We start from the raw sequence: 22,802 nt of genomic DNA, 5'->3' as shown, positions 1-22,802 counted from the left end.
CGGAGGGGAAGCAAGTCGGTCGTCAGAGGTTGAAGTACTTCATGGCGGTGCCCATGTCCTTGTCGCCACGGCCCGAGAGGTTGACCAGAATGGTCGCCTCCGGGCCCATCTCGCGCCCGAGCTTGAGGGCTCCCGCCAGCGCGTGCGAGGACTCGATCGCGGGGATGATGCCCTCGGTACGGGAGAGCAGCGAGAAGGCGTCCATCGCCTCGGCGTCGGTGATGCCGTGGTAGGAGGCGCGGCCGGTGTCCTTGAGCCAGGCGTGCTCGGGGCCGACACCGGGGTAGTCGAGACCGGCGGAGATCGAGTGGGACTCGATCGTCTGGCCTTCGTCGTCCTGCAGGACGTAGGTGCGGGAGCCGTGCAGCACTCCGACGGAGCCCTGGGTGAGCGTGAGGGCGTGCTCACCGCTCTCCAGCCCGCGGCCGCCGGCTTCGTAGCCGTGCAGCTGGACGCCCTCGTCGTCGAGGAAGGCGTGGAAGATGCCGATCGCGTTGGACCCGCCGCCGACCGCCGCGGCGATCGCGTCCGGCAGCCTGCCGGTGAGCTCCAGGATCTGGCGGCGGGCCTCGACGCCGATGACGCGGGCGAAGTCGCGGACGATCTCCGGGAAGGGGTGCGGCCCGGCGATGGTGCCGAAGAGGTAGTGGGTGTGATCGACGTTGGCCACCCAGTCGCGGAAGGCCTCGTTGATCGCGTCCTTGAGGGTCTGGCTGCCGTTGGTGACCGGGATGACGGTGGCTCCGAGCAGCTTCATGCGGGCGACGTTGAGCGCCTGGCGCTCGCAGTCGACGGCCCCCATGTAGATCACGCACTCCAGGCCCATCAGGGCGGCGGCGGTCGCGGTGGCGACGCCGTGCTGGCCTGCGCCGGTCTCGGCGATCACCCGGGTCTTGCCCAGCCGCTTGGTCAGCAGGGCCTGGCCGAGCACGTTGTTGATCTTGTGGGCGCCGGTGTGCGTCAGGTCCTCGCGCTTGAGGATGATCCGGGCGCCGCCCGCCTGCTCGGCGAAGCGGGACACCTCGGTCAGCGTGGTCGGCCGCCCGGCGTAGGTGCGCAGCAGGTGGTCGAACTCACGGATGAACGCGACGTCGTTCTTGGCCTTGTCGTATTCGGCCGCCACCTCGTCCAGCGCCGGGATGAGCGCCTCGGGCACGTAGCGTCCGCCGAAGACGCCGAACTTGCCGTGGATGTCCGGGTCGTTGCCGTGGGCGCCGTTCCCGGCGAGGTCGGCGGTGGTGAGAACGGTTCCTTCTTGCGCTGTCACTGCTTACTGCCCCTCGGGTCGGGATGCGGGGTGGGCACCGGCGGTGACCAGGTCGACCACGGCGGCCCGCGGATCCTTGCCGGTGACCAGGCTCTCGCCGACCAGGACGGCGTCGGCGCCGGCCCTGGCGTAGGCGAGGAGGTCATGGGGGCCGCGCACGCCCGACTCGGCGACCTTGATGATGCCTTCGGGGATCTTGGGCGCCAGCTTGGCGAACACCTCGCGGTCCACCTCAAGGGTCTTGAGGTCTCGCGCGTTGATGCCGATGATCTTGGCTCCGGCGTCGATCGCCCGGTCGAGCTCCTCTTCGGTGTGCACCTCGACCAGCGGGGTCAGCCCGATCGACTCGGCCCGCTCGATGAGCGAGACCAGCGCGTTCTGGTCCAGCGCGGCCACGATCAGCAGCGCCAGGTCGGCGCCGTAGGCGCGGGCCTCCCAGAGCTGGTAGGAGGTGACGATGAAGTCCTTGCGCAGCACCGGGATGTCGACGACGGCGCGGACGGCGGCCAGATCCTCGAGGCTGCCGCCGAAGCGGCGCCTCTCGGTCAGCACGCTGATGACGTGGGCGCCGCCCGACTCGTAGTCGGCGGCGAGTGCCGCGGGGTCGGCGATCGCGGCCAGTGCCCCCTTGGACGGGCTCGAACGCTTGACCTCGGCGATGACCGCCACGGGGTCGCCGCCCAGCGCCGCGTAGGCGTCGCGGGGTGCGGGAGCCCGCCCGGCCCGCTCCTTGAGCTCGGCCAGCGATACGCTCTTCTGCCGCTCGGCCAGATCGGCGCGGACCCCTTCGAGGATCTCCTCCAGCACGCTCATCTGTCCTCCTCGCGAAGCTCGGAGGTCAGGTCCGCGAACGTTGCCGTGCCCATGGTTCGCTCGCTCCGCTCGCTCACGAGTAAGGTCCCTCCCGATCGATTGCCCTGTCTCGCCGATGGTATCGGCCCGGCCGAGGTCGCCTTGCCACCGGGTAACGCCTATAGGTGACTAGGGAGCCAGGAATTCCCCAAAGGGAACATTTCGCACCACCCAAAAGGCGATCATTAAAGCGAGAAATATCCAAATATAGGCAGTATGTATGGATTTACCGTTAAATGGCTCTCCGCGCCAGGATCGCAGCGCCCAGCGCCCCCAGAGCGCGACCAGCACCGGCACCAGGACCACAACGAACGGATTGAGCCCCAGAGCGGTGACGAGGTCGCCGTGGGCGAGCGCGTAGACGGTCCGGAGCCCACCGCAGCCCGGGCAGTAGAGCCCGGTGAGCATGAGGAACGGGCAGGTGGGGTAGTGACCGGGCTCGTTCGGGTCCACCGCGCTCACGAACACCGTCGCGGCGCCGACCGCCGCCGCGACGCCGAGCGGCGCCAGCAGGGCCCGCGCCCGCGCCCGACGTGATCTCGCGATCTTCCCCGTCACCATGATTCGCCCGAACTCCCCACCGGCGGCGACCCGCCACCGGCCACGATACCCAGGGGAAGCGAAGCCCTGTCCCCGTCGTCCCCGTGGCTCCCCGGTTAGCCCGGCATGCTGGTCGAGCCGATGATGCCCAGAAAGAGGAGCCCTCCCAGCACCAGCACCCAGCAGGCGATGCCGAAGTAGGACAGGACCAGACCGGCGATGGCCATGCCCCGTCCCTCCTCGCCGGTCCGCTTGATCTGGCTCAGCGAGATGTGGCCGAGCACGGCGCCCACGATCGAGGTGATACCACACGCGAACAGTCCGGCGATGCCCATGACCAGCGCGGCGATGGCCATGCCGTTGTTGCCTCGGGGCGGCGGCGCGCCATAGCCGTAGCCGCCGTAGGGATCGTGGCCGCCGGGCGGCGTGCCGTACCCACCGGAGCCGTAACCGCCGGAGGAGTCGTAACCGCCACCCTGAGGTGGTCCGTAACCACCCGGCTGATTCCCATAGCTCATGAATAGCTCCCCTATATGCAAGTTGCGGGCGAAATCCTAGCTAAAACACGCCGTGGACGAGGAGCTCCGCCCGCCTTGTGAGCAAGTTGTGGCCGTAAAGGAAACCAGGAAATCAGGAACCGCCGCCGGCTCTACTCCCTGTTCTCCGGTCCGGCCGTGGGGTCGGCGCCGAGATCGATGGCGTCCCACAGCGCCCGCTCGCTGGGAGCGCTCTCGGCGAGGGTACGGCCCGCGCCTTCGGGATTCGAGCCGGGGCGGTCGTAGCGGTCGGACATGCCGGGCCAGCGATCACCTCTGAGAACCGCCGTCACTCCCCCGCCCAGCAGGAGCAGACCCCCGACCGTGGCGATCAGCGGCCAGGCGATGACGGAGGCGACCTGCGGAGCGCCGCCCCCGGCCATCGGCGCCTGACTCGCCGAGATCCGCAGCGCCGCGCTCGCGCCGCTCCCCCACCAGGCCGCGGCGATCACCCCGGCCCCGCAGAGCGCCATCACGCCACCGATGATCCTGCGCCACACGCCCCTGGTCGCGAGCACGGCGACCACCCCGGCGAGCCCCGCCCAGGCCGCCGGGCCGAGCGCGGGAGCGAGCTCCGCGGCGGAGACCGCCACCTTGCGCACGCCGTACGTCACGGTGAACCACTCGCGCCCGGCGGTGAGCAGCACGAGCGCGGCGCCCGCCACGCACACGATCACCCAGGTCCACAGCGCTCGCCTGGCCGTCACTCCGAGGTCACCGTCAGCTCGTCGGCGTCGAAGCAGGTCCGGTCGCCGGTGTGGCAGGCGGCGCCCACCTGGTCGACCTTGAGCAGGATCGTGTCGCCGTCGCAGTCGAGGGCGGCGGACTTGACGTGCTGGACGTGGCCGGAGGTGTCGCCCTTCACCCAGTAGGCCCCGCGGCTGCGCGACCAGTAGGTGGCCCTGCCGGAGGTGAGCGTGCGATGCAGCGCCTCGTCGTCCATCCAGGCGAGCATGAGCACCTCGCCGGTGTCGTACTGCTGGACGACGGCGGGCACCAGCCCGTCGCCGGTGCGCTTCAGTCGTGCCGCGATGGCTGGGTCAAGGGACATGCCGCAATTGTGCCGCAACCAGGGAGAGGTACGGCGTCCGGCATGGCCGGACGAGACCCCGAACCTATCGACGATCACGGCTACCGCACGCTGGGCGGCCATCCCCGTCCGCCCGCTCGGCCCGCCTGGTCGCGGGAGCCGGCACGGATGCCTCGCCCCCGGCGGCCCGCGACGGTGATATCGCAACGAGCCTTGCGGTAAGAGATTTGGCCTCATAGGTTTTCGCCATGTCAGACCCAGCTGTGAGACTGAGCGGCCTCAGCAAGAGCTTCGGCGCCGTGGCCGCGGTCGCCGGTGTCGACCTCGACATCGCCGACGGCGAGTTCTTCGCCATGCTCGGGCCGTCGGGTTCGGGCAAGACCACCGTTCTGCGGCTGATCGCGGGCTTCGAGACCCCCACCTCCGGCAGGGTCGAGCTCGGCGGGGTGGACGTCACCCGGCTCGCCCCCTTCGAGCGGGACGTCAACACCGTCTTCCAGGACTACGCGCTGTTCCCGCACATGAACGTGGTGGACAACGTCGAGTACGGCCTCCGCGTGAAGCGGGTCCCCAAGGCCGAGCGCCGCGTCCGCGCCTTGGCCGCGCTGGAGTCGGTCCGGCTGGAGGGCCTGGAGCGGCGCAGGCCGAACCAGCTCTCCGGCGGCCAGCGCCAGCGGGTGGCCCTGGCCCGCGCCCTGGTCAACCGCCCCCGGGTGCTGCTGCTCGACGAGCCGCTCGGCGCGCTGGATCTCAAGCTCCGCGAGGAGATGCAGGTGGAGCTCAAGTCGATCCAGCGCGAGGTGGGCATCACCTTCCTGTTCGTCACCCACGACCAGGAGGAGGCGCTGACCATGAGCGACCGGGTGGCGGTGTTCGACCGGGGCCGGATCGAGCAGGTGGGCACCCCGGCCGACATCTACGAAAAACCCGTCAGCCCCTTCGTCGCGGGATTCGTCGGCACCTCCAACCTGATCTCCGGCGAGGCCGCGCGGGCCGTGCTCGGCAGGGAGGGCACCTTCAGCGTGCGGCCGGAGAAGCTGCGCGTCGCCGGGCTCGACGACGCGGTCGACGCCGCCGAGCACAGCGCGACGGGCACCGTCTCGGAGGTCGTCTACGCCGGGCCCGCCACCCGGTTCGTGGTCGAGCTCGACGTGGGCGGGCGGCTCATCGCCCTCCAGCAGAACCTGCAGGTCTCGTCCATGGACGTGATGAGTCTGCGGGACACCAGGGTCCGCCTCGTCTGGCACCGCCGGCACGAGTTCGCGATCGTCTCGCAAGAAGGCGTCTCGTAGGAAAGGCAGTCATCACATGCGATCCACCCCCCGGACTCTCATCCGGCACAGCGCGGTCGCCCTCTCGGCGCTCGCCCTGGTCACCGTCACCGCCTGCGGCGCCTCCTCGCCGGAGCCCGGCGCCGGTGCCCCCGCTCCGGGCAGGAGCGGCTTCACCCCGCCCAAGATCGAGTCGTTGAAGACCCTCGGCACGGGCGAGGGTCAGGTCAACCTGGTCAACTGGGCCGGATACGTCGAGGACGGGAGCAACGATCCCAAGGTCGACTGGGTCACCCCGTTCGAGAAGGCGACCGGCTGCCAGGTCAACGCCAAGACCGCGGGCACGTCCGACGAGATGGTCAACCTGATGAAAACCGGCGAGTACGACGCCGTCTCCGCCTCGGGCGACGCCTCACTGCGGCTGATCGCCGGCGGGACCGTCGCTCCGGTCAACACCGCGCTGATCCCCAACTACGCCGATGTGTTCGCCGGCCTCAAGGACAAGGCGTGGAACTCGATCGACGGCGTGGCCTACGGCGTGCCGCACGGCCGCGGGGCCAACCTGCTCATGTGGCGCACCGACACGGTCAAGCCCGCGCCCGACTCCTGGAGCGTGGTGTTCGACCCCGCCTCGCCGTACGCGGGGAAGATCACGGCCTACGACTCCCCGATCTACATCGCGGACGCGGCGCTGTATCTGATGGCCACCAAACCCGAGCTCGGCATCAAGAACCCCTACGCGCTGGACGACGGGCAGTTCCAGGCCTCGGTCGACCTGCTCAAGCAGCAGAGGAAGCTCGTCGGCGAGTACTGGTCGGACTACACCAAGGAGGTCCAGGCCTTCAAGAGCGGCGACTCCGTGGTCGGCACCACCTGGCAGGTCATCGCCAACGTGGCCGCCGCGGACAAGGCCCCGATCGAGGTGACCCTGCCCAAGGAGGGGTCGACCGGCTGGTCGGACACCTGGATGATCGCCGCTGCGGCCAAGCACCCGAACTGCGCCTACAAGTGGATGGACTGGATCATCTCCCCCCAGGCCAACGCCCAGGTCGCCGAATACTTCGGGGAGGCTCCGTCCAACGCCAAGTCCTGTGAGCTGACCGCCGATCCCAAGCACTGCGAGACCTTCCACGCGGCCGACGAGGACTACTACTCCAAGGTCTGGTACTGGACCACGCCGATCGCCCAGTGCCTGGACGGCCGCACCGACGTCACGTGCAAGGACTACTCCGCCTGGACCCGGGCCTGGACCGAGATCAAGGGCTGATCCCCGCAGGAACCATCCGCACGGCAGGAGGTACGGGCCCGCCTGCCCGGTCCCCGCCCCCTTCCCGGGGTCCCCTTACACGGAGGAACCGAAGTTGACCCCCACCGCGACGGCGGGCCGCACGCCGCGACGCCGGCTCACCGCCTTTCTGCACCGTCACGCGGGTGTACGGCTGTCGCTGCTGCTGTCCGCGCCCCTGCTCTGGCTCGGCGTCGCCTATCTCGGCGCGCTGGCGGCCCTGTTCGTGACGGCCCTGTGGAGCACCGACACCTTCACCGGCGACGTGGTCAAGGAGTTGACCTGGGTCAACTTCCAGGATCTGTTCACCCTCGACGTCTACCGGACGATCGCCCTGCGCTCGGTGGGGGTGGCGGTCGCGGTGACGCTGATCGACCTGGTCATCGCGTTCCCGATGGCGTTCGCGATGGCCAAGCTGGCCTCCCCCCGCGCCCAGCGCTGGCTGGTGATCGCGGTGCTCACCCCGCTGTGGGCGTCCTACCTGGTGAAGGCCTACGCCTGGCGGATCATGCTCTCCTCTGACGGCATCCTCGGCTGGGGGTACGGCCTGACCGCCACGATCCTCACCCTGTCCTACCTGTGGCTGCCGTACATGATCCTGCCGATCTACGCCGGACTCGAACGGCTGCCGGACTCGCTGCTGGACGCGGCCGGCGATCTGGGTGCGCGCGGCCCGCGGACGTTCTGGACCGTCGTGTGGCCGCTCACCTTCCCCGCCGTGATCGCGGGCTCGGTCTTCACCTTCTCGCTGTCGCTCGGCGACTACATCACCGTGAAGATCGTGGGCGGCACGTCGCAGCTGATCGGCAACGTCGTCTACGACAACATCGGCGCGGCCAACAACCTCCCCTTCGCCGCCGCGGTCGCCACCGTCCCCGTGGTGATCATGCTGGTCTACCTCGCCGCGGTCCGCCGCACCGGCGCCCTGGAGAACCTGTGAACCTCTCCCGTACGGCACGCACGGCGCTGTGGGCGATGCTGGCCGGGGGGCTCGGCGTCATCTACGTGCCCCTGCTCATCGTGCTGGTCAACTCCTTCAACACCGACCGCACGTTCGCCTGGCCGCCCACCGGGTTCACCGTCCGGTGGTGGGAGGCGGCCTGGAACTCCACCGGCGTACGCGACGCGCTGTGGGCGTCCGTCCAGGCCGGGCTGGGCGCCACGGCGATCGCCCTGGTGCTCGGCACGATGGTGGCCTTCGGGATCCAGCGGTACGACTTCTTCGGCAAGAACGCGGTCTCGCTGCTGATCCTGCTGCCGATCGCCCTGCCCGGCATCGTCACCGGCATCGCGCTGAACAACGCCTTCCGGGCGGTGCTGGAACCGTTCGGGGTGAGCCTGGGCCTGTTCACCGTGATCATCGGGCACGCGACCTTCTGCGTGGTGACCGTCTACAACAACGTGCTCGCCCGCCTGCGCCGCATGGGCTCCTCCCTGGAGGAGGCCTCGGCCGACCTGGGCGCCGACACCTTCACCACGTTCCGGCTGATCACCTTCCCGATGATGCGCTCGGCGCTGCTCGCGGGTGGTCTGCTCGCCTTCGCCCTGTCCTTCGACGAGATCATCGTGACCACGTTCACCGCGGGGGCCGGGGTCAGGACGCTTCCCCTGTGGATCTTCGAGAACCTCTTCCGTCCCAACCAGGCGCCGGTCGTCAACGTGGTGGCCGCCGCCCTGATCGTGGCGTCGATCGTTCCCATCTACCTCGCCCAGCGCCTGTCAGGCGGTGACGCGGGCACCCGCTGAGCGGGCGACCGCCCCCGGGCACGCGCCCGGGGGCGGTGAGAGGCCGGTCGTCCGACGGTCAGGAGGAGCGACCGCCGTCGATCGATCAGACCTGCGGCAGGGATGGCGTTCCCGGCGTGCGGTCGTCGTCGAGCAGGTCGGTGGCGTGGACGACGATCCGGGGGTCGGGAGACCCCACGATCTCGTGGTCCTTGTTGTCATACTCGAACAGGCTCAGGAGATGGCGCATGGCCTCGATCCTGGCCCGCTTCTTGTCGTTGCTCTTGATCACCGTCCACGGCGACTCCTCCGTGTCGGTGTGCAGGAACATGTCCTCCTTGGCCTCGGTGTACATCTCCCACTTGTCCAGCGACTCCAGGTCCATCGGCGACAGCTTCCACTGCCGTACCGGGTCGACCTGGCGGATCACGAAGCGGGTGCGCTGCTCGGAGCGGGACACCGAGAACCAGAACTTCACGAGGTGGATGCCGTCCCGGACGAGCATGCGCTCGAACTCGGGGGTCTGCTCCATGAACTCCAGGTATTCCTCCGGCGTGGCGAAGCCCATCACGCGCTCGACCCCGGCGCGGTTGTACCAGGACCGGTCGAAGAAGACCATCTCCCCCGCGGCCGGCAGGTGCGAGATGTAGCGCTGGAAGTACCACTGCGTGCTCTCGCGCTCGCTCGGCTTCTCCAGCGCGACCACGGTCGCCCCGCGCGGGTTGAGGTGCTCCATGAACCGCTTGATCGTGCCGCCCTTGCCCGCCGCGTCACGCCCCTCGAACAGGACCACCAGCCGGCCGCCGGTGTCCTTCACCCAGTACTGCAGCTTGAGCAGCTCGATCTGGAGCAGGCGCTTGAGCCGGTCGTACTCCGACCGGTCCATCCGCTCGGCGTAGGGATACTTCTCCCGCCAGGTGTCGACGGCGCTGCCGTCCAGCCGCACCAGGACGGGATCATCGTCGTCATCGTCCCTGACCCGCAGGTTCGGCAGCTCGTCGAGCAGGTCACCGCGGGCTATGGCCGAGCGCACGTGAAGGATCGGGAACTGCTTATCCACCGGTTCATCACCCAGCACATTCGTCATGGTTTCCTACCCCTGAGACAGAATTTAGCGCTCGTTCTATCCTCTGCCTCCTCCGGGGGGCGTTAATCCTCGGTGAAATCATCGCGTGCGGCGCACGCCGCCGCCCTCGGGATAACCATGGGATCGCCATGACAAAAACCTACTAAACCAGTAGGTCTTGACGGGATTACGGGACTGTGTTGAAGTGTGGGCATGAAGTCCGAGCTCCGGCTGGTGATCCGCGGTCACATCGACCTGTGCCGCGTGTGGTCCTCCTCCTGTCGCCACTGACGCTCCAGCTCATTCGGCGGAGCGCCGCCCGCGCGCCTCCCCTCTCTCTCCCCGGACGACCGGCCAGAAAGGCTTCAACCATGCCCGTCGAATTTCCAGGCATCGGTGGCGGTGACATCCGTAACGGACCGGAGACGGCACCGCGTCCGGCTCCCGGCCCACGCCGGTTGGCGGCGCGATCGGTGCGAACGCACCGGAGACACGGCCGGGACCGGGTGCTCCTCGCCTCCGGATCCGGATCCGCCGCCCCTGCGCGGGCCGCCGCACCCCCGGCGAACGGCGCCGGGGAGCCCGGGAGCCCCGCGCTGAAAGTGATCACCACCAGGCATCCGGGACGGTGGGTGGCCGCCGCGGCCATCGCCGTGCTGCTGGCCATGGTGGCCAGCGCGCTGATCACCAATCCCGCCTGGGAGTGGGAGGTGGTCGGGGAGTTCCTGTTCGCGCCCTCGGTGCTGCGGGCGGTCGTCTTCACGCTGGAGCTGACCGCGCTGGGGATCGTCTTCGGCTTCCTGCTGGGCACCGTACTGGCGCTCATGCGACTTTCGAGGAACACGCTGCTGTCCTCGGCGGCCTGGGGTTACATCGCCCTGTTCCGCTCGATCCCGCTCATCCTGCAACTGCTGTTCTGGTACAACCTGGCGCTGCTGTACCCGAGGCTCTCCTTCGGCGTCCCGTTCGGCCCGGCGTTCTTCGACATCGGGACCATGGACCTGATCGGCCCGGTCACCGCCGCCGCGCTCGGCCTCGCGCTCCACCAGGCCGCCTACGCCGCCGAGATCGTCCGGGCGGGCCTGCTCTCGGTGGACCGCGGGCAGCGGGAGGCCGCCGCGGCGCTGGGCATCCCCCGGACCAGGCAACTGCTGCGGATCGTCCTGCCCCAGGCGATGCGGTCGATCGTGCCCACCGCCGGCAACGAGATCATCGGCCTGGTCAAGGGCACCTCGGTGGTCTACATCATGGCCCTGCCCGAGCTGTTCTACCAGGTTCAGGTGATCTACAACCGCAACGGCCGGGTCATGGCGCTGCTGCTGGTGGCGACCGTCTGGTATCTGGTCATGACCTCCGTGATGTCCGTCGCGCAGCACTACATCGAGCGCCACTACGCGAAGGGCCGCGCATGAGCGCCGCGATGGTCGATCTGAAGGCCGTGCACAAGAGCTTCGGGTCGCTGGAGGTCCTGCGCGGGGTGGATCTCCAGGTCGGCGCGGGCGAGGTCACCGTGATCCTCGGCCCGTCCGGCTCCGGCAAGTCGACCCTGCTGCGCACCGTCAACCACCTGGAGAAGGTGGACAGCGGGTCGGTCACCGTCGACGGCGAGCTCGTCGGCTACCGCCGGGCGGGCGACAGGCTGTACGAGCTCTCCGAGCGCGAGATCCTCCGGCAGCGGACCCGGATCGGGTTCGTCTTCCAGAGCTTCAACCTGTTCCCGCACCTGACCGTGCGGCAGAACGTCACCGAGGCGCCCACCTCGGCCCAGCGCAGGCCCAAGGCCGAGGTGGAGGCCCTGGCGGTCCGGCTGCTGGAACGCGTCGGGCTGTCGGACAAGATCGACGCCTACCCCCGGCAGCTCTCCGGCGGGCAGCAGCAGCGGGTGGCCATCGCCCGCGCCCTGGCCCTCGAACCCAAGGTCATCCTCTTCGACGAGCCGACGTCAGCGCTGGATCCGGAGCTCGTCGGGGAGGTGCTCGACGTGGTGAAGGACCTCGCCGGGAGCGGCACCACCATGATCGTCGTCACCCATGAGATCGGCTTCGCCCGCGAGATCGCCGACACGGTGGTGTTCATGGACGAGGGCCGCATCGTCGAGCGGGGCACCCCCGCCCAGGTGCTGGACGCGCCCCGGCACGAACGCACCCGCCTGTTTCTCAGCAAGGTTCTCTGACCCCAGAGCAAGGATTGACATGTCGTTCTTATCGAGGCTCGTCCCCGTCGCCGTCGCCCTGCCCCTCCTCCTCGCCTCCGCCTGCGCCGCGAGTGAGAGCACGGCGAGCACGTCCGAGGCGGTTTCCGCCACCGCTCCGCCCGGAGCCACCGGCGCGAAGATCAACACCAGCCCCGAGCAGAACCGGGTCCGCGCCGACAAGGTCGAGGCCATCGCCGCCGAGGTTCCCGAGGCGATCCGCGCCGACGGTGAGCTCGCCGTCGGTTTCAACGGCGAGGGCTCCCCGCCCCTGACGTTCCTGGCCGACGACGACACCACGCCGATCGGCGTGGAGACCGACCTCGCCCACCTCATCGCCGACGTCCTGGGCCTCAAGGTGAAGGAGGAGAACACCTCGTGGGAGAACCTGTTCCTCGCCGTGAAGTCCGGCAAGTACGACGTGGCCCTCAGCAACGTCACGGTGACCGAGGAGCGTAAGGACATCTACGACTTCGCCACCTACCGGGTGGACCAGCTCGCCTGGCAGGTGGGCGCGGACAGCCCGATCACCAAGATCGAGAAGCCCGCCGACATCGCCGGGCTGAACGTGTCGGTCGGGTCGGGCACCAACCAGGAGAAGATCCTGCTGGACTGGGACGCCCAGAACCAGAAGGCCGGGCTCAAGGCGGCCCGGATCCAGTACTACCAGAAGTACGGCGACGTGCTGCTCGCCCTGAAGTCCGGCCGTATCCAGGCCTACTTCGGCCCCAATCCGTCCATCGCCTACCAGGTGGCCGTCGGCGGCGACAGCAGGATCGTGGGAACCGTTCCGGGCGGCGGCTCCATCCAGGGCCTGATCGCGGTCATGACCCTCAAGGGGAACGGGCTCGTCAAGCCGGTCAACGAGGCGCTGAACGAGCTCATCAAGAACGGAAAGTACGCCGAGGTGCTCAAGCGCTGGGGTCTCGAGAACGAGGCGCTGCCGGAGTCCCTGATCAACCCGCCCGGTCTCCCCAGGCAGCCCAAGTGAGCATCGACTCCATCGAGGTACGGCACGTCGCGGTCGGGGACCCGGAGGTCCGGCCGCTCCTGGACGACCTGCACTTCGAGTACACCAGCCGGTACGGCCCCAACCAGGAGCTCTCCCGCTATCCCGACGACGAGTTCGCCCCGGAGCGGGGAGGGGCGTTCCTGATCCTCGTCGAGCACGGGCAGACCGTCGCCGGCGGCGCGTTCCGCCGCCACGACCCCGAGACCGCCGAGCTCAAGCGGATCTGGACGCATCCGGACCACCGGCGGCGCGGCCTCGGCCTCGCCGTCGTGCGCGAGCTCGAACGGGAGGCGCTGCGGCGGGGCTACCGCCGGATCCACCTCACCACCGGCCCCCGGCAGCCCGAGGCCGCCGGACTCTACCTGACCGGCGGCTACACCCCGCTCTACGACGTGGAGGCCGACCCCGAGACCGTCGGCGTGCACCCCTTCGAAAAGCTCCTCTAGGAGCTGCGGGCCGAGACCCAGGAGGCGTGCATGTCGGCGTAGACACCGGGCTCCCGGACGAGCTCGGCGTGCGGGCCGCGCTGCACGATCCGGCCCTTGTCGAAGACCAGCACCTCGTCCGCCGCCTCGGCGGTGGACAGCCGGTGGGCGATGGAGACGGCGGTACGGCCCCGCGTGACCCCCTCGAGCGCGCGGGCCAGCCGTACCTCCGTCGCCGGGTCCACCGCGGAGGTGGCCTCGTCCAGCAGGAGCAGGTCCGGGTCGGCCAGGTAGGCGCGGGCCAGCGCGACGAGCTGGCGCTCGCCCGCCGACATCGACTCGCCGCGCTGGCCGACCCGGGTGGAGAGATCCTCGGGCAGGCCTTCCAGCCAGTCGGCGAGCCCCAGCTCGGTCAGGGCCAGCCGGATCTCCTCGTCGGTCGCCGAGGGGCGGCCGAATCGGATGTTCTCCGCCAGGGTGCCGTCGAACAGGAAACCGTCCTGCGGCACCATGACGATCCGCTCGCGCAGCGAGGAGAAACGGACCGTCCGCAGGTCCTCCCCGTCCACGGTGACCCGGCCCGAGGCCGGGTCCATCAGCCGGGTGAGCAGCTTGGCGAAGGTCGTCTTGCCGGAACCGGTCTCCCCCACCACGGCGATCCTGGAGCGCGGCGGGATGCGCACCGAGACCTCGTGCAGCACCGGCACGCCGCCGGGGTAGGCGAACCCGACGTCCTCGAAGGAGACCGAGATGGGACCGCGGGGCAGCTCGACGCCCTCCGGGCCCGGGTCGACGACGTCGGGCGGGGTGTCGAGCACGCCGAGGATGCGCCGCCATCCGGCGATCGCGTTCTGCGCGTCGCTGAGCACCTCGGTGGCGACCTGCAGCGGCGAGACGAACAGTGTGATCAGGAACAGGAAGGCGATCAGGCGCCCGGCCGTGATGTCGCCCCCGACGCCCAGCTTCACCCCGAGCAGCACGACCCCGGCCACGGCCACCGCCGCGACGATCTCGGTCAGCGGGAAGACGGTCGCGACGATCTTCTGCGTGCGGGCCTGGGCGGCCTTGTTGGCGTCGATCGCGACGTCGAGCCGCTGCGCCGTACGGGCCTCCGAGCCGTGGGCCCGGATCACCGCCGCGCCCACGACCGCCTCGCTGACGGCGGAGAGCATGTCGCCGGCGCGCTCGCGGACCAGCGTGTAGGCCCCCGAGAGCCACCGCTGGAAGCGCGGCAGCGCCACCAGGAGCGGCAGGAAGCAGAGCCAGACCAGCAGGGCGAGCTGCCAGGAGTAGATGAACATCAGCACGGTGGCGACCAGGAGCTGCCCCATGGCAACGATGATCATCAGTCCGCCCGACTGCATGAACACGCTGATCTGGTCGACGTCACCGGTGACCCGGGAGACCAGGGCCCCTCGGCGCTCGGCGTTCTGGGTGAGCACCGACAGGTCGTGCACGTGCCGGAAGCCGCGCACCCTGAGCGTGGCGAGGGAGGACTCGCTCGTCCTGTAGAGGCGGACGTTCATCCAGTACGCGCACAGTGCGGTGAACACCACCGCGACCGCGCACAGCAGCACGGCGGTGCGGATGTAGGCCAGGTCGGGGCCCGACTCCTGGAGCCCCGTGTCGATGGTCTGCTGGACGGCGATCGGCACGATCACCTTGCCCAGCGTCGCCACCACGGCCAGCAGGAGCGTCCCGACCAGCCCCTTGCGAAACTCCGGCGTGAGCGACAGTCCATGCCGGACGGTGGCGCTCGCCGACCGTTCGACCCCCTGCAACGAACTCACGCGCTGACCTCTTCCTCTGCGCCGAGCGCCTCGCGCTCGGCCTCTTGACGTTCGTAGGCGGTGACCAGGTTGCGGTATCCCTCGCAGCGGATCAGCAGCTCCTCGTGGGAGCCGCGGTCGGCGATCCGGCCCTGCTGGAGGTAGACGACCTCGTCCGCCAGGGCGATGGTGGCCATCCGGTAGGCGACGACGATCACGGTCGAGGCCTGGGCCGCGTCCCGCAGGCCGTACAGGATCCTGGCCTCGACCTGCGGGTCCACGCTGGAGGTGGCGTCGTCCAGGATGAGCAGCCGGGGGCGGCGGACCAGCGCGCGGGCCAGTGCCACCCGCTGGCGCTGTCCACCGGAAAGGGTCGTGCCGCGCTCGCCGACCATGGTGTCGAGCCCCGAGGGGAGACCGCTGACGAACCCGTCGGCCTGGGCCAGGCGCAGCGCCGCCCAGACGTCCTCGTCCCCGACCGGCAGGCCGAGGGTGACGTTGCCGCGCACGCTGTCGTCGAACAGGAACGTCTGCTGGGGCACCAGCGCCACCACGTCGCTGACCCCGCCGTGTGCGACCTCGCGCAGGTCCACCTCGTCCACCAGCACGGCTCCCGCCTCCGGGTCGACCAGGCGGACGAAGGTCTGGGTGAGCGTGGACTTTCCGGAGCCCGTGGGGCCGACCAGCGCGACGGTGCGGCCGGGCTCGACCTTCAGGCTCACGTCGTGCAGGACGGGGTAGTCGCCGTAGGAGTAGCCGAGGTCGCGGACCTCCAGCCTGGCCGGGGACTCCCCGGCCAGCGTGGCGGTGCCGTACTCCATGGAGCCCGTCGCGGTGAGCACGCCCTTGATCCGCTCGTAGCCGACGACGGCGCGGGGCAGTTCGCCGAGCACCCAGCCGAGCGCGCGGATCGGGAAGGCCAGCAGGGTGAACAGGTAGGCGACCTGGACGAGGACTCCCGAGGTGATCGCGCCGCTCTCCAGCCGGAACGCGCCGATCAGCAGCACCGCGAGCACGCCCAGCGTGGGCAGTGCCTCCAGCATCGGGTCGAACAGGCCGCGGACCCTGCCGACGGCGATGTTGGCGTCGCGCAGCTCGTGGGCCCTGGCCCGGAACCTGTCGGTCTCCTCGGTCTCGCGGCCGAGGGTCTTGACGACCAGGGCGCCGTCGAAGCTCTCGTGCGCGATCTCGCTGACCTCCGCGCGGAGCTGCTGGGCCCGGGTGGCCAGGGGGCTGAGCTTGCGCTGGTAGACCAGGTTCAGCACGGCGATCGCCGGGAAGATCAGGAAGCCCACCAGGGCGAGGATCGGATCGGTGATCACCATCGCGACCGCGGCGGTGACCAGCATGACGATCACGCCGACCGCCATCGGCAGCGGGGCCAGCGGCGCCCAGGCGGCCTCGGCGTCGGCGCTGGCGTTGGAGAGGAGCTGGCCGGTCGGGTGCCTGTGGTGCCAGGCCAGCGGGAGCTTCAGGTACTGCCGGGTGACGGCCCGGCGGGAGTGGGCCTGCATCCGGTACTGCATGACCCCGGCGAGGAACCGCCGTCCGGCCACGCCCATCGCCTTGAGGAGGGAGACACCGAGGATGAGGGCCGTGCCGAGGACGAGCGTGCCGGTGGTGGCCTCTCCCTGCTTGAACGCGGGCAGCACGACGTTCTCCGTGGCCCAGCCGAGCGCCCATGCCGACGCGACCGTCATGCCGCCGTACAGCGCGCTGAACACGACGGCGGCGGCGAAGACCGCCTTCTCCGTCCGGATGGCCACCCCGAGGACCTGAAGCCCCCGGCGCATGACGGCGGGAGTCACCTTGCTCGCCACTCGGGGGGTGTCCTTTCAGAGGAAATATTTCTATCTAAGTCACTATCAATTTGGATCAAGCGCTTATTCCCGAACCCGTCACGCCAGGCGAGCATCCGGCGTTGTGGTTGCCCGAACAACAACCTTGGTAGGGTCGACATGTGACATACGCCCGCGCCGAACGCGCCGCGCTCAGCGACCTGCTCGCCGGGCTCGGCCCGGACGCCCCCACTCTCTGCGAGGGCTGGACCACCTTCGACCTCGTCGCCCACCTGGTCCTGCGCGAACGCCGCGCCGACGCCGCCGGCGGCATCATGATCTCGTCACTGGCCGGATACACCGCCAGGGTGCAGGAGTCCCTGAAGGCCAAGCACGGATACGCGGGCCTCGTCGAGCTCCTGCGCTCCGGCCCCTCCGGGATCTACCGCCTGCCCGGCCTGGACCGGCTGGCCAACACCACCGAATACTTCATCCACCACGAGGACGTACGGCGTGCGCAGCGGGTCTGGGAGCCGCGCGAGCTTCCCGCCGACTTCGACGAGACCCTCTGGAAGCAGGCCCGTGCGGGCACCCGCGTGTTCCTGCGCAAGTCACCGGTCCGCGTCGTCCTGCACCGCATCGGCGGCGGCGTCGCCATCGGCGGGCCCAAGGACACCCCCCAGGCCGAGGTGACCGGCGCGGCGGGCGAGCTCATGCTCTTCTGCTTCGGCCGCCAGTCCCACGCCAGGGTCGACGTCACCGGCGACGACGAGGTGGTGGCCAAGCTGATGGACGCCTCGCTGGGCACCTGACCCGCCCACTCACATCTCTCGTCCGGACCGACGCGGGTTCACCCGGAGGCCGGGGCCCGCTCCGAACGTCACCCGCGCTCCCGCCCCGGGGCGTCGCGTGCGCCCCGGGGCGGGAGCGGGAAGAACCCGCTGGTACGGCGGACGTAGTCGGCGTAGCCGGGGCGAGACTTCGACAGCTGCCTCTCCAGCAGCGGCTTGCCGGTCCCGGCCACCAGGAAATAGGTCATGAGCACCGGCGAGAGCACCGTCAGCACGCCCGGCCACTGATCGGCGGCGACCAGGAACAGACCCCACCACACGCAGGCGTCGCCGAAGTAGTTGGGATGGCGGGTGTAGCGCCACAGACCGGTGTCCAGGACCCTGCCCCCGCTGCCGGGGTCGGCGCGGAAGCGGGCGAGCTGCCGGTCGCCGACCGTCTCGAACACGAATCCGACCAGCCAGAGGGCCGTACCGGCCCAGGTGGCCCAGCCGAGGGGCCCCTTCTCGAACATCGCCACCTGGACCGGGAGCGAGACGAAGAGCAGGACGACGCCCTGGGTCGCGTAGATCGTGCGGACCGCGTACAGGGTGCGGCTGCCGAGGGCGCGGCCGAGCATCCGCTCGTAGCGCGGGTCCTCGCCCTCACCGACGTTGCGCCGCCCGATGTGCAACGCCAGCCGCATCCCCCACGCGGCGGTGAGCCCCAGCACCAGCAGCCGCCTGGCCTCCTCGCCGCCGGAGGAGCCGGACGAGCCGGACATCAGGTAGGACACCAGGGCGACGAGCGTGAACCCGAGGCCCCAGGCCACGTCGATCACCGAGTGGCGGCCCACCCTGAGCGCCACGGCCAGGGTGACCGCGAGCAGCGCGGCGAGGGCGGTCGCGGAGGCGAGCAGGGACCACCAGAACATCCACCAGGACATCACGGCCTCCTCAGCAGGACCTGGTGGACGTCCATCCTGCCCTGCTCGAAGGCGAGCGCACCACCGACCAGATAGAGCCGCCAGACGCGGGCCGTCTCCTCGCCGACCAGCGCGACGGCCTCGGCGTACCGGGACTCGAAGGTGCGGTGCCACTCGCGCACGGTCCTGACGTAGTGCTCTCCCATCGCCTCGGCGTGCTCGAAGGTCAGGCCGGGGGCCTCCAGCAGCGCGATGGTCGCCCCGACCGGGCGCATGTGCATGTCGGGGGCGATGTAGGTCTCGATGAACGGCCCTCCCCCCGGATGGCCGGCCCCGCGTGACATCTGCTGGACCAGCACCCGCCCGCCCGGCCTGACCAGCCGGTGCAGGGCCGAGGCGTAGAGCGGGTAGTTGTCCCGGCCGACGTGCTCGCCCATCTCGACCGAGCCGATCGCGTCGTAGGGGCCGTCGGCGACGTCGCGGTAGTCCTGCAGCCGGACCGTCACGTCCAGCCCCGCCGAGCGCGACTCGACGAACGCCTTCTGCTCCCCGGACAGGGTGACCCCGGTGGCCGACACGCCGTACTCGCGAGCGGCGTGCAACACGAGCGAGCCCCATCCGCACCCCACGTCGAGCAGCCGCATGCCGGGCTCCAGGCGCAGCTTGCGGCAGATCATGTCCAGTTTGCGGCGCTGGGCGCCGGCGAGGGTGTCTCCCGGCTCGAAGAACGCCGAGGAGTAGGCCATCGACCCGTCCAGGATCAGCGCGTAGAAGTCGTTGGACAGGTCGTAGTGGTGGGAGATCGCCGCCCGGTCCCTGCCCCGGCTGTGCGGCCTGCCGCCGAGCCGGGCCTCGGTGGCGGGCGGGGCCGGGGGGCGGCCGATCACGGTGCGCAGTCTCAGCAGCGCCCGTACGGCCCGCACCCGGTCGACCCGGGGCCGGGCCGCTCCGGGTCCGCCCGCCACCGCCTCCCGGACCCGGCGCAGCCCGTCGGCCAGGTCCCCCTCCACGTCCAGCTCGCCCGTCACGTACGCCCTGGCCAGGCCGAGCTCCCCCGGGCTCCACAGCATGCGCCGCAGCGCCCTCGGGGAGCGCAGCACCACGGTGGGCGCGTCCGCCGGGCCGTACGAACCGCCGTCCCAGGTGCGCAGCCGCAGCGGCGGCTCACCGCCGAACAGGCCGCGCAGCAGCGGGGCCAGGACTCCTGCCGCGCCGGTGGCGGCGGGTGCGGTGACGGTCATGTTTGCCTCCCGAGGGTGAACTGCCAGACGTCCAGGTAGCGTGAGCGAAATCCCGCCTCCGAGTAGGCGAGATACAGCGTCCACATGCGGTGGAAGACCTCGTCGAACCCGAGCGCGCCGACGGCGTGGACCCGCTCCAGGTAGCGTTCGCGCCAGAGGCGGAGCGTCTCGGCGTAGTCGTCGCGCAGCGAGAGCCGCCGCGTGATCCGCAGCCCGCCGAGGTTCTCCTCTATCGCGGTCACCGAGGGCAGCATGCCGCCGGGGAAGATGTACTTCTGGACCCACGTGTGGGTGTTCAGGGTGGCCCGCATCCGGTCGTGCGGCATCGTGATCGCCTGGATCGCGATGCGGCCGCCGGGGGCGAGCAGCTCCTCCAGCACGCGGAAGTAGACCGGCCAGTAACGGGCGCCGACCGCCTCGACCATCTCGACGCTGACGATCGCGTCGTAGCTGCCGTCCACCTCCCGGTAGTCGGCCAGCCGGATCTCCACCCGGTCCGACAGCCCGGCGTCGGCGACCCTGGCGACGGCCAGCGCCCTCTGCTCCCGCGACAGGGTGACGGAGGTGACCCGCGCGCCCCGCGACGCCGCCCGCAGCGCCAGCTCGCCCCAGCCGGTGCCGATCTCCAGCAGCCGGGTGCCCGGCCCCGCCCCCACCTGGTCCAGCAGCCGGTCGATCTTGGCCCGCTGGGCGCCGGCGAGCGTCTCCCACGACGCGGGTCCCTCGAACAATGCGCTGGAGTAGGTCATGGTCTCGTCCAGGAACTCGGCGAACAGCTCGTTGGACAGGTCGTAGTGGCGCGAGACGTTGCGCCGGACGCTCTCCTGGCCGCCCAGCTCATCCTGCGGCACCCCGCGCACGGCCAGCCGCCGCAGCCGCTGCAGTCCCGGAGGGATGAGCGTGGTCAGCCGCTCGGCCATCACCGTGAGCACGGCGGGCAGGTCGTCGGCCTCCCAGTCGCGCGCCATGTAGGCCTCGCCGAACCCGATGAGCCCGGAGGCCCCGACCCGGCGGTAGAACGCCTCGGGGCGTCGCACCCGCATCACGGGGCCGCCGGTGCCGAGCAGCCGCCCGTCCGGCAGCTCCACGGTCAGGGGCAGCCGCCGCACGGCGCGCGGGAAGAGCAGCCGCACGGGCACGCCGCGCAGGCGTGAGGCGGGCACGGTGTCGACATCGGGCCAGGCCGTGGCCACCCGCTCGGTCGTCGAGGTCATCTGGGTCCTTCCGGGGGAACTGTTCTCAGGCCACGCAGGTACAGGCCGATCCCCTGGCGGCGGATCCTGGCGCTGCCCACGAGGGGGGCCATCGGGTGCCTGGCGGCCATCCGCCAGAGCCAGGGCCCGGTCGCCGGCCTGCGGCGTCCTCGCACCCCGGCGACAAAAGGGGGCCGTCCCGGCCTGTGCAGGACGACGGTGAGCGCGAGGCGCTCGCCGGGTTCGGGAAGGCTGAGCCGGTAGTGGCCCTCCACCGCGTTGAACGGCGAGACGCGGAACTCCTTGGCCACCTCGCGCTCGCCGGGGCGCAGCAGGTAGCTGTGGCGCCCGCCGTAGGTGTTGTGCACCTCGGCCACCACGGCGGTCCCGTCGCCGGTGTCGCACCAGTAGACGGTCAGCGGGTTGAACACGTGGCCGAGCACCCGGGCGTTGGCGAGCATCGTGATCCGGCCCGCGGTGATCCCGTGCCCGGCGAGGAAGGCGTCGACGTTCTGCCTGATGCTCAGCGCGGGATCACCCGCGTGGTCGCGCGCGTGGAACGCGGCCAGCGGGCGGTTGCGCGGCAGCCGGTCCAGGTCCACCAGCCACAGGTAGGAGCCGTAGCTGAAGTCGTTGCGGATCGGCTCGGAGCGGACGTGGGTGATCACGCACTCGTACAGGGCGGTCACCACCGCCCCCCGAGCGCCTCGGCCGCGCGGACGCCGGAGCCGCAGCCGTCCTCGTGGAACCCCCAGCCGTGGTAGGCCCCGGCGTAGGCGATCACGTCGTCGTCGAGCGCGGGCAGCCGCTCCTGGGCCGCGACCGACTCGGGGGTGTACACCGGGTGCTCGTAGGTCATCCGGGCGATCGCGTGCCCGTCGGGGATCTCGGCGCCCAGGGTGACGAGATGGGGCCGCGACGCCTCCAGCCGCTGCAGGCGGTTCATGTCGTAGGTGACCCGCGCTCCGGCGGCGCCCGCCGTACAGGACTCCATCCGGTAGTTCCACGAGGCTCGCGCGCGCCGCGCCCGGGGCAGCACCGACGGGTCGGTGTGCAGGGTCACGGGATTGCGGGAGTAGCGGAACGCGCCGAGCACCTCCCGCTCGCCGGGCGTCGGCTCGGCGAGCAGGCGCAGCGCCTGGTCGGGGTGGGTGGCGACCACCGCCGCGTCGAACCGGTGGACGCCGTCGGCGTGGAGCTCCACCCCCTCCCCCGTACGGCGCAGCGCCCGGACCGGGGTGGAGGTGTGCACGGCGGTGAGGGTCTTGGCGATCTTCTCGACGTAGTCGCGTGAGCCCCCGGTGACGGTCCGCCAGCGCGGGGAGCCGGAGACGGTGAGCATCCCGTGGTTGGCCAGGAACGCGAACAGGTAGCGCGCCGGATAGCGCCCGGCGTCCGAGGGAGGGCACGACCAGACCGCCGACACCAGCGGGGTCGTGAAGTGGGCGATGAAATAGGGCGAGAAGCCCGCGACGAACTCCCCCAGCGTGCGGTCGTCACCGTGCTCCAGCGCCTCGCGGGCCATCCGGTGGAAGCGCGGCACCTCGGCGAGCATCCTCAGGTACGGCGCGCGGGTCAGGCTGGAGACCCGGGCGAACAGGCCCGGCGCCCCCTTGCCCCCGGCGTATTCGAGGCCGCAGCCCCCGCACGAGACCGACATGCTCATGTCGGAGGGCTGGGTCCGCACGCCCAGTTCGGCGAAGAGCCGGACGAGCCGGGGGTAGGTCTGCTCGTTGTGGACGATGAACCCGCTGTCCACGGCCAGCGTCCGGCCGTCCGCCGACGCCACGTCGTGGGTGTGCGCGTGCCCGCCGATCCGGTCGTCCGCCTCGAAGAGGGTGACGTCGTCGCGCCGCCCCAGCACGTACGCCGCGGTGAGACCGGCCACGCCGCTTCCGATGACGGCGATCCTGCGCCTCTCCATCGAT

The 22,802-nt window shown here is 70.5% G+C and carries 23 protein-coding genes; 9 read left to right on the top strand and 14 right to left on the bottom strand.

Going from position 1 to position 22,802, the window contains the following annotated elements:
• Positions 1 to 22 precede the first annotated feature (22 nt).
• The 6 genes from trpB to hisI form a co-directional block, all read right to left on the bottom strand.
• A complete protein-coding gene (gene trpB / locus DKM19_RS12920) occupies positions 23 to 1,267 on the bottom strand; it encodes a tryptophan synthase subunit beta (protein WP_089206089.1) in 1,245 nt (414 codons plus the stop codon).
• 3 nt (positions 1,268 to 1,270) lie between these two features.
• A complete protein-coding gene (gene trpC, locus DKM19_RS12915; protein WP_110695906.1) occupies positions 1,271 to 2,080 on the bottom strand; it encodes an indole-3-glycerol phosphate synthase TrpC in 810 nt (269 codons plus the stop codon).
• Between the two features lie 168 nt (positions 2,081 to 2,248).
• The gene (locus DKM19_RS12910) at positions 2,249 to 2,680 is read right to left on the bottom strand and encodes a DUF2752 domain-containing protein (protein ID WP_110695905.1); all 432 of its coding nucleotides are present in this window, start codon (positions 2,678 to 2,680) and stop codon (positions 2,249 to 2,251) included.
• A 95-nt stretch (positions 2,681 to 2,775) separates the two neighbouring features.
• On the bottom strand, positions 2,776 to 3,177 hold the full coding sequence (locus DKM19_RS12905) for a DUF4190 domain-containing protein (RefSeq protein ID WP_110695904.1): 402 nt from the start codon (positions 3,175 to 3,177) through the stop codon (positions 2,776 to 2,778).
• Positions 3,178 to 3,308: 131 nt separating this feature from the next.
• The gene (locus DKM19_RS12900; RefSeq protein ID WP_162641457.1) at positions 3,309 to 3,902 is read right to left on the bottom strand and encodes a Trp biosynthesis-associated membrane protein; all 594 of its coding nucleotides are present in this window, start codon (positions 3,900 to 3,902) and stop codon (positions 3,309 to 3,311) included.
• The gene (gene hisI / locus DKM19_RS12895; protein WP_110695902.1) at positions 3,899 to 4,246 is read right to left on the bottom strand and encodes a phosphoribosyl-AMP cyclohydrolase; all 348 of its coding nucleotides are present in this window, start codon (positions 4,244 to 4,246) and stop codon (positions 3,899 to 3,901) included. The genes DKM19_RS12900 and hisI overlap by 4 nt, the downstream gene beginning before the upstream one ends.
• Before the next feature lie 227 nt (positions 4,247 to 4,473).
• Between hisI and DKM19_RS12890 the strand changes: the two genes are divergently transcribed.
• The 4 genes from DKM19_RS12890 (at position 4,474) to DKM19_RS12875 (ending at position 8,527) form a co-directional block, all read left to right on the top strand.
• Complete coding sequence (locus DKM19_RS12890; RefSeq protein ID WP_110695901.1) at positions 4,474 to 5,517, top strand: ABC transporter ATP-binding protein; 1,044 nt, start codon at positions 4,474 to 4,476, stop codon at positions 5,515 to 5,517.
• A 16-nt stretch (positions 5,518 to 5,533) separates the two neighbouring features.
• The gene (locus tag DKM19_RS12885) at positions 5,534 to 6,763 is read left to right on the top strand and encodes an ABC transporter substrate-binding protein (RefSeq protein ID WP_110695900.1); all 1,230 of its coding nucleotides are present in this window, start codon (positions 5,534 to 5,536) and stop codon (positions 6,761 to 6,763) included.
• 94 nt (positions 6,764 to 6,857) lie between these two features.
• Positions 6,858 to 7,721 carry an ABC transporter permease gene (locus tag DKM19_RS12880; RefSeq protein WP_110695899.1) on the top strand — a complete coding sequence of 288 codons (864 nt, stop codon included), beginning with the start codon at positions 6,858 to 6,860 and terminating at the stop codon, positions 7,719 to 7,721.
• Positions 7,718 to 8,527, top strand: coding sequence for an ABC transporter permease (locus DKM19_RS12875; RefSeq protein ID WP_110695898.1), 810 nt, complete (start codon positions 7,718 to 7,720; stop codon positions 8,525 to 8,527). The genes DKM19_RS12880 and DKM19_RS12875 overlap by 4 nt, the downstream gene beginning before the upstream one ends.
• 85 nt (positions 8,528 to 8,612) lie before the next feature.
• Here DKM19_RS12875 and ppk2 read toward each other — a convergent pair whose 3' ends face one another.
• Positions 8,613 to 9,566 carry a polyphosphate kinase 2 gene (gene ppk2 / locus DKM19_RS12870; protein WP_239514219.1) on the bottom strand — a complete coding sequence of 318 codons (954 nt, stop codon included), beginning with the start codon at positions 9,564 to 9,566 and terminating at the stop codon, positions 8,613 to 8,615.
• A 479-nt stretch (positions 9,567 to 10,045) separates the two neighbouring features.
• Between ppk2 and DKM19_RS12865 the strand changes: the two genes are divergently transcribed.
• The 4 genes from DKM19_RS12865 to DKM19_RS12850 are packed head-to-tail and all read left to right on the top strand — an operon-like array spanning position 10,046 to position 13,221.
• Complete coding sequence (locus DKM19_RS12865; RefSeq protein ID WP_239514218.1) at positions 10,046 to 10,984, top strand: amino acid ABC transporter permease; 939 nt, start codon at positions 10,046 to 10,048, stop codon at positions 10,982 to 10,984.
• The gene (locus tag DKM19_RS12860) at positions 10,981 to 11,745 is read left to right on the top strand and encodes an amino acid ABC transporter ATP-binding protein (protein WP_110695895.1); all 765 of its coding nucleotides are present in this window, start codon (positions 10,981 to 10,983) and stop codon (positions 11,743 to 11,745) included. Before DKM19_RS12865 ends, DKM19_RS12860 begins: the two co-directional genes overlap by 4 nt.
• Positions 11,746 to 11,764: 19 nt before the next feature.
• On the top strand, positions 11,765 to 12,754 hold the full coding sequence (locus DKM19_RS12855) for an ABC transporter substrate-binding protein (RefSeq protein WP_110695894.1): 990 nt from the start codon (positions 11,765 to 11,767) through the stop codon (positions 12,752 to 12,754).
• Positions 12,751 to 13,221 (top strand): GNAT family N-acetyltransferase, encoded by a 471-nt coding sequence (locus tag DKM19_RS12850; protein ID WP_110695893.1) that lies wholly within the window; start codon positions 12,751 to 12,753, stop codon positions 13,219 to 13,221. The genes DKM19_RS12855 and DKM19_RS12850 overlap by 4 nt, the downstream gene beginning before the upstream one ends.
• Here DKM19_RS12850 and DKM19_RS12845 read toward each other — a convergent pair.
• Together DKM19_RS12845 and DKM19_RS12840 are read right to left on the bottom strand one after the other, a co-directional pair.
• Positions 13,218 to 14,990 (bottom strand): ABC transporter ATP-binding protein, encoded by a 1,773-nt coding sequence (locus DKM19_RS12845; RefSeq protein WP_110695892.1) that lies wholly within the window; start codon positions 14,988 to 14,990, stop codon positions 13,218 to 13,220. The genes DKM19_RS12850 and DKM19_RS12845 overlap by 4 nt on opposite strands.
• Complete coding sequence (locus tag DKM19_RS12840; RefSeq protein ID WP_110695891.1) at positions 14,987 to 16,789, bottom strand: ABC transporter ATP-binding protein; 1,803 nt, start codon at positions 16,787 to 16,789, stop codon at positions 14,987 to 14,989. The genes DKM19_RS12845 and DKM19_RS12840 overlap by 4 nt, the downstream gene beginning before the upstream one ends.
• A 140-nt stretch (positions 16,790 to 16,929) precedes the next feature.
• On the opposite strand from DKM19_RS12840, the gene DKM19_RS12835 reads away from it, so the two are divergent.
• Complete coding sequence (locus tag DKM19_RS12835) at positions 16,930 to 17,559, top strand: TIGR03085 family metal-binding protein (RefSeq protein ID WP_110695890.1); 630 nt, start codon at positions 16,930 to 16,932, stop codon at positions 17,557 to 17,559.
• A 68-nt stretch (positions 17,560 to 17,627) separates the two neighbouring features.
• On the opposite strand, the gene DKM19_RS12830 is transcribed toward DKM19_RS12835, so the two are convergent.
• From DKM19_RS12830 to DKM19_RS12810, 5 genes are read right to left on the bottom strand one after another with little or no spacing between them, the layout of a single operon-like run.
• Entirely contained in the window at positions 17,628 to 18,461 is an 834-nt protein-coding gene (locus tag DKM19_RS12830; RefSeq protein ID WP_110695889.1) for a DUF1295 domain-containing protein, read from the bottom strand.
• A complete protein-coding gene (locus DKM19_RS12825) occupies positions 18,461 to 19,681 on the bottom strand; it encodes a cyclopropane-fatty-acyl-phospholipid synthase family protein (protein ID WP_110695888.1) in 1,221 nt (406 codons plus the stop codon). The genes DKM19_RS12830 and DKM19_RS12825 overlap by 1 nt, the downstream gene beginning before the upstream one ends.
• A complete protein-coding gene (locus DKM19_RS12820; RefSeq protein ID WP_110695887.1) occupies positions 19,678 to 20,895 on the bottom strand; it encodes a class I SAM-dependent methyltransferase in 1,218 nt (405 codons plus the stop codon). The genes DKM19_RS12825 and DKM19_RS12820 overlap by 4 nt, the downstream gene beginning before the upstream one ends.
• Positions 20,892 to 21,563, bottom strand: a complete 672-nt coding sequence (locus DKM19_RS12815) for a DUF1365 domain-containing protein (RefSeq protein ID WP_239514217.1) — start codon at positions 21,561 to 21,563, stop codon at positions 20,892 to 20,894. The genes DKM19_RS12820 and DKM19_RS12815 overlap by 4 nt, the downstream gene beginning before the upstream one ends.
• Positions 21,560 to 22,798, bottom strand: coding sequence for an NAD(P)/FAD-dependent oxidoreductase (locus DKM19_RS12810; RefSeq protein WP_110695885.1), 1,239 nt, complete (start codon positions 22,796 to 22,798; stop codon positions 21,560 to 21,562). Before DKM19_RS12810 ends, DKM19_RS12815 begins: the two co-directional genes overlap by 4 nt.
• Between the last annotated feature and the right edge of the window lie 4 nt (positions 22,799 to 22,802).

It is taken from the genome of Streptosporangium sp. 'caverna' (assembly GCF_003203775.1).
Taxonomy (GTDB): domain Bacteria; phylum Actinomycetota; class Actinomycetes; order Streptosporangiales; family Streptosporangiaceae; genus Streptosporangium; species Streptosporangium subroseum.
This window is presented reverse-complemented; position numbering and strand designations above follow the sequence as displayed.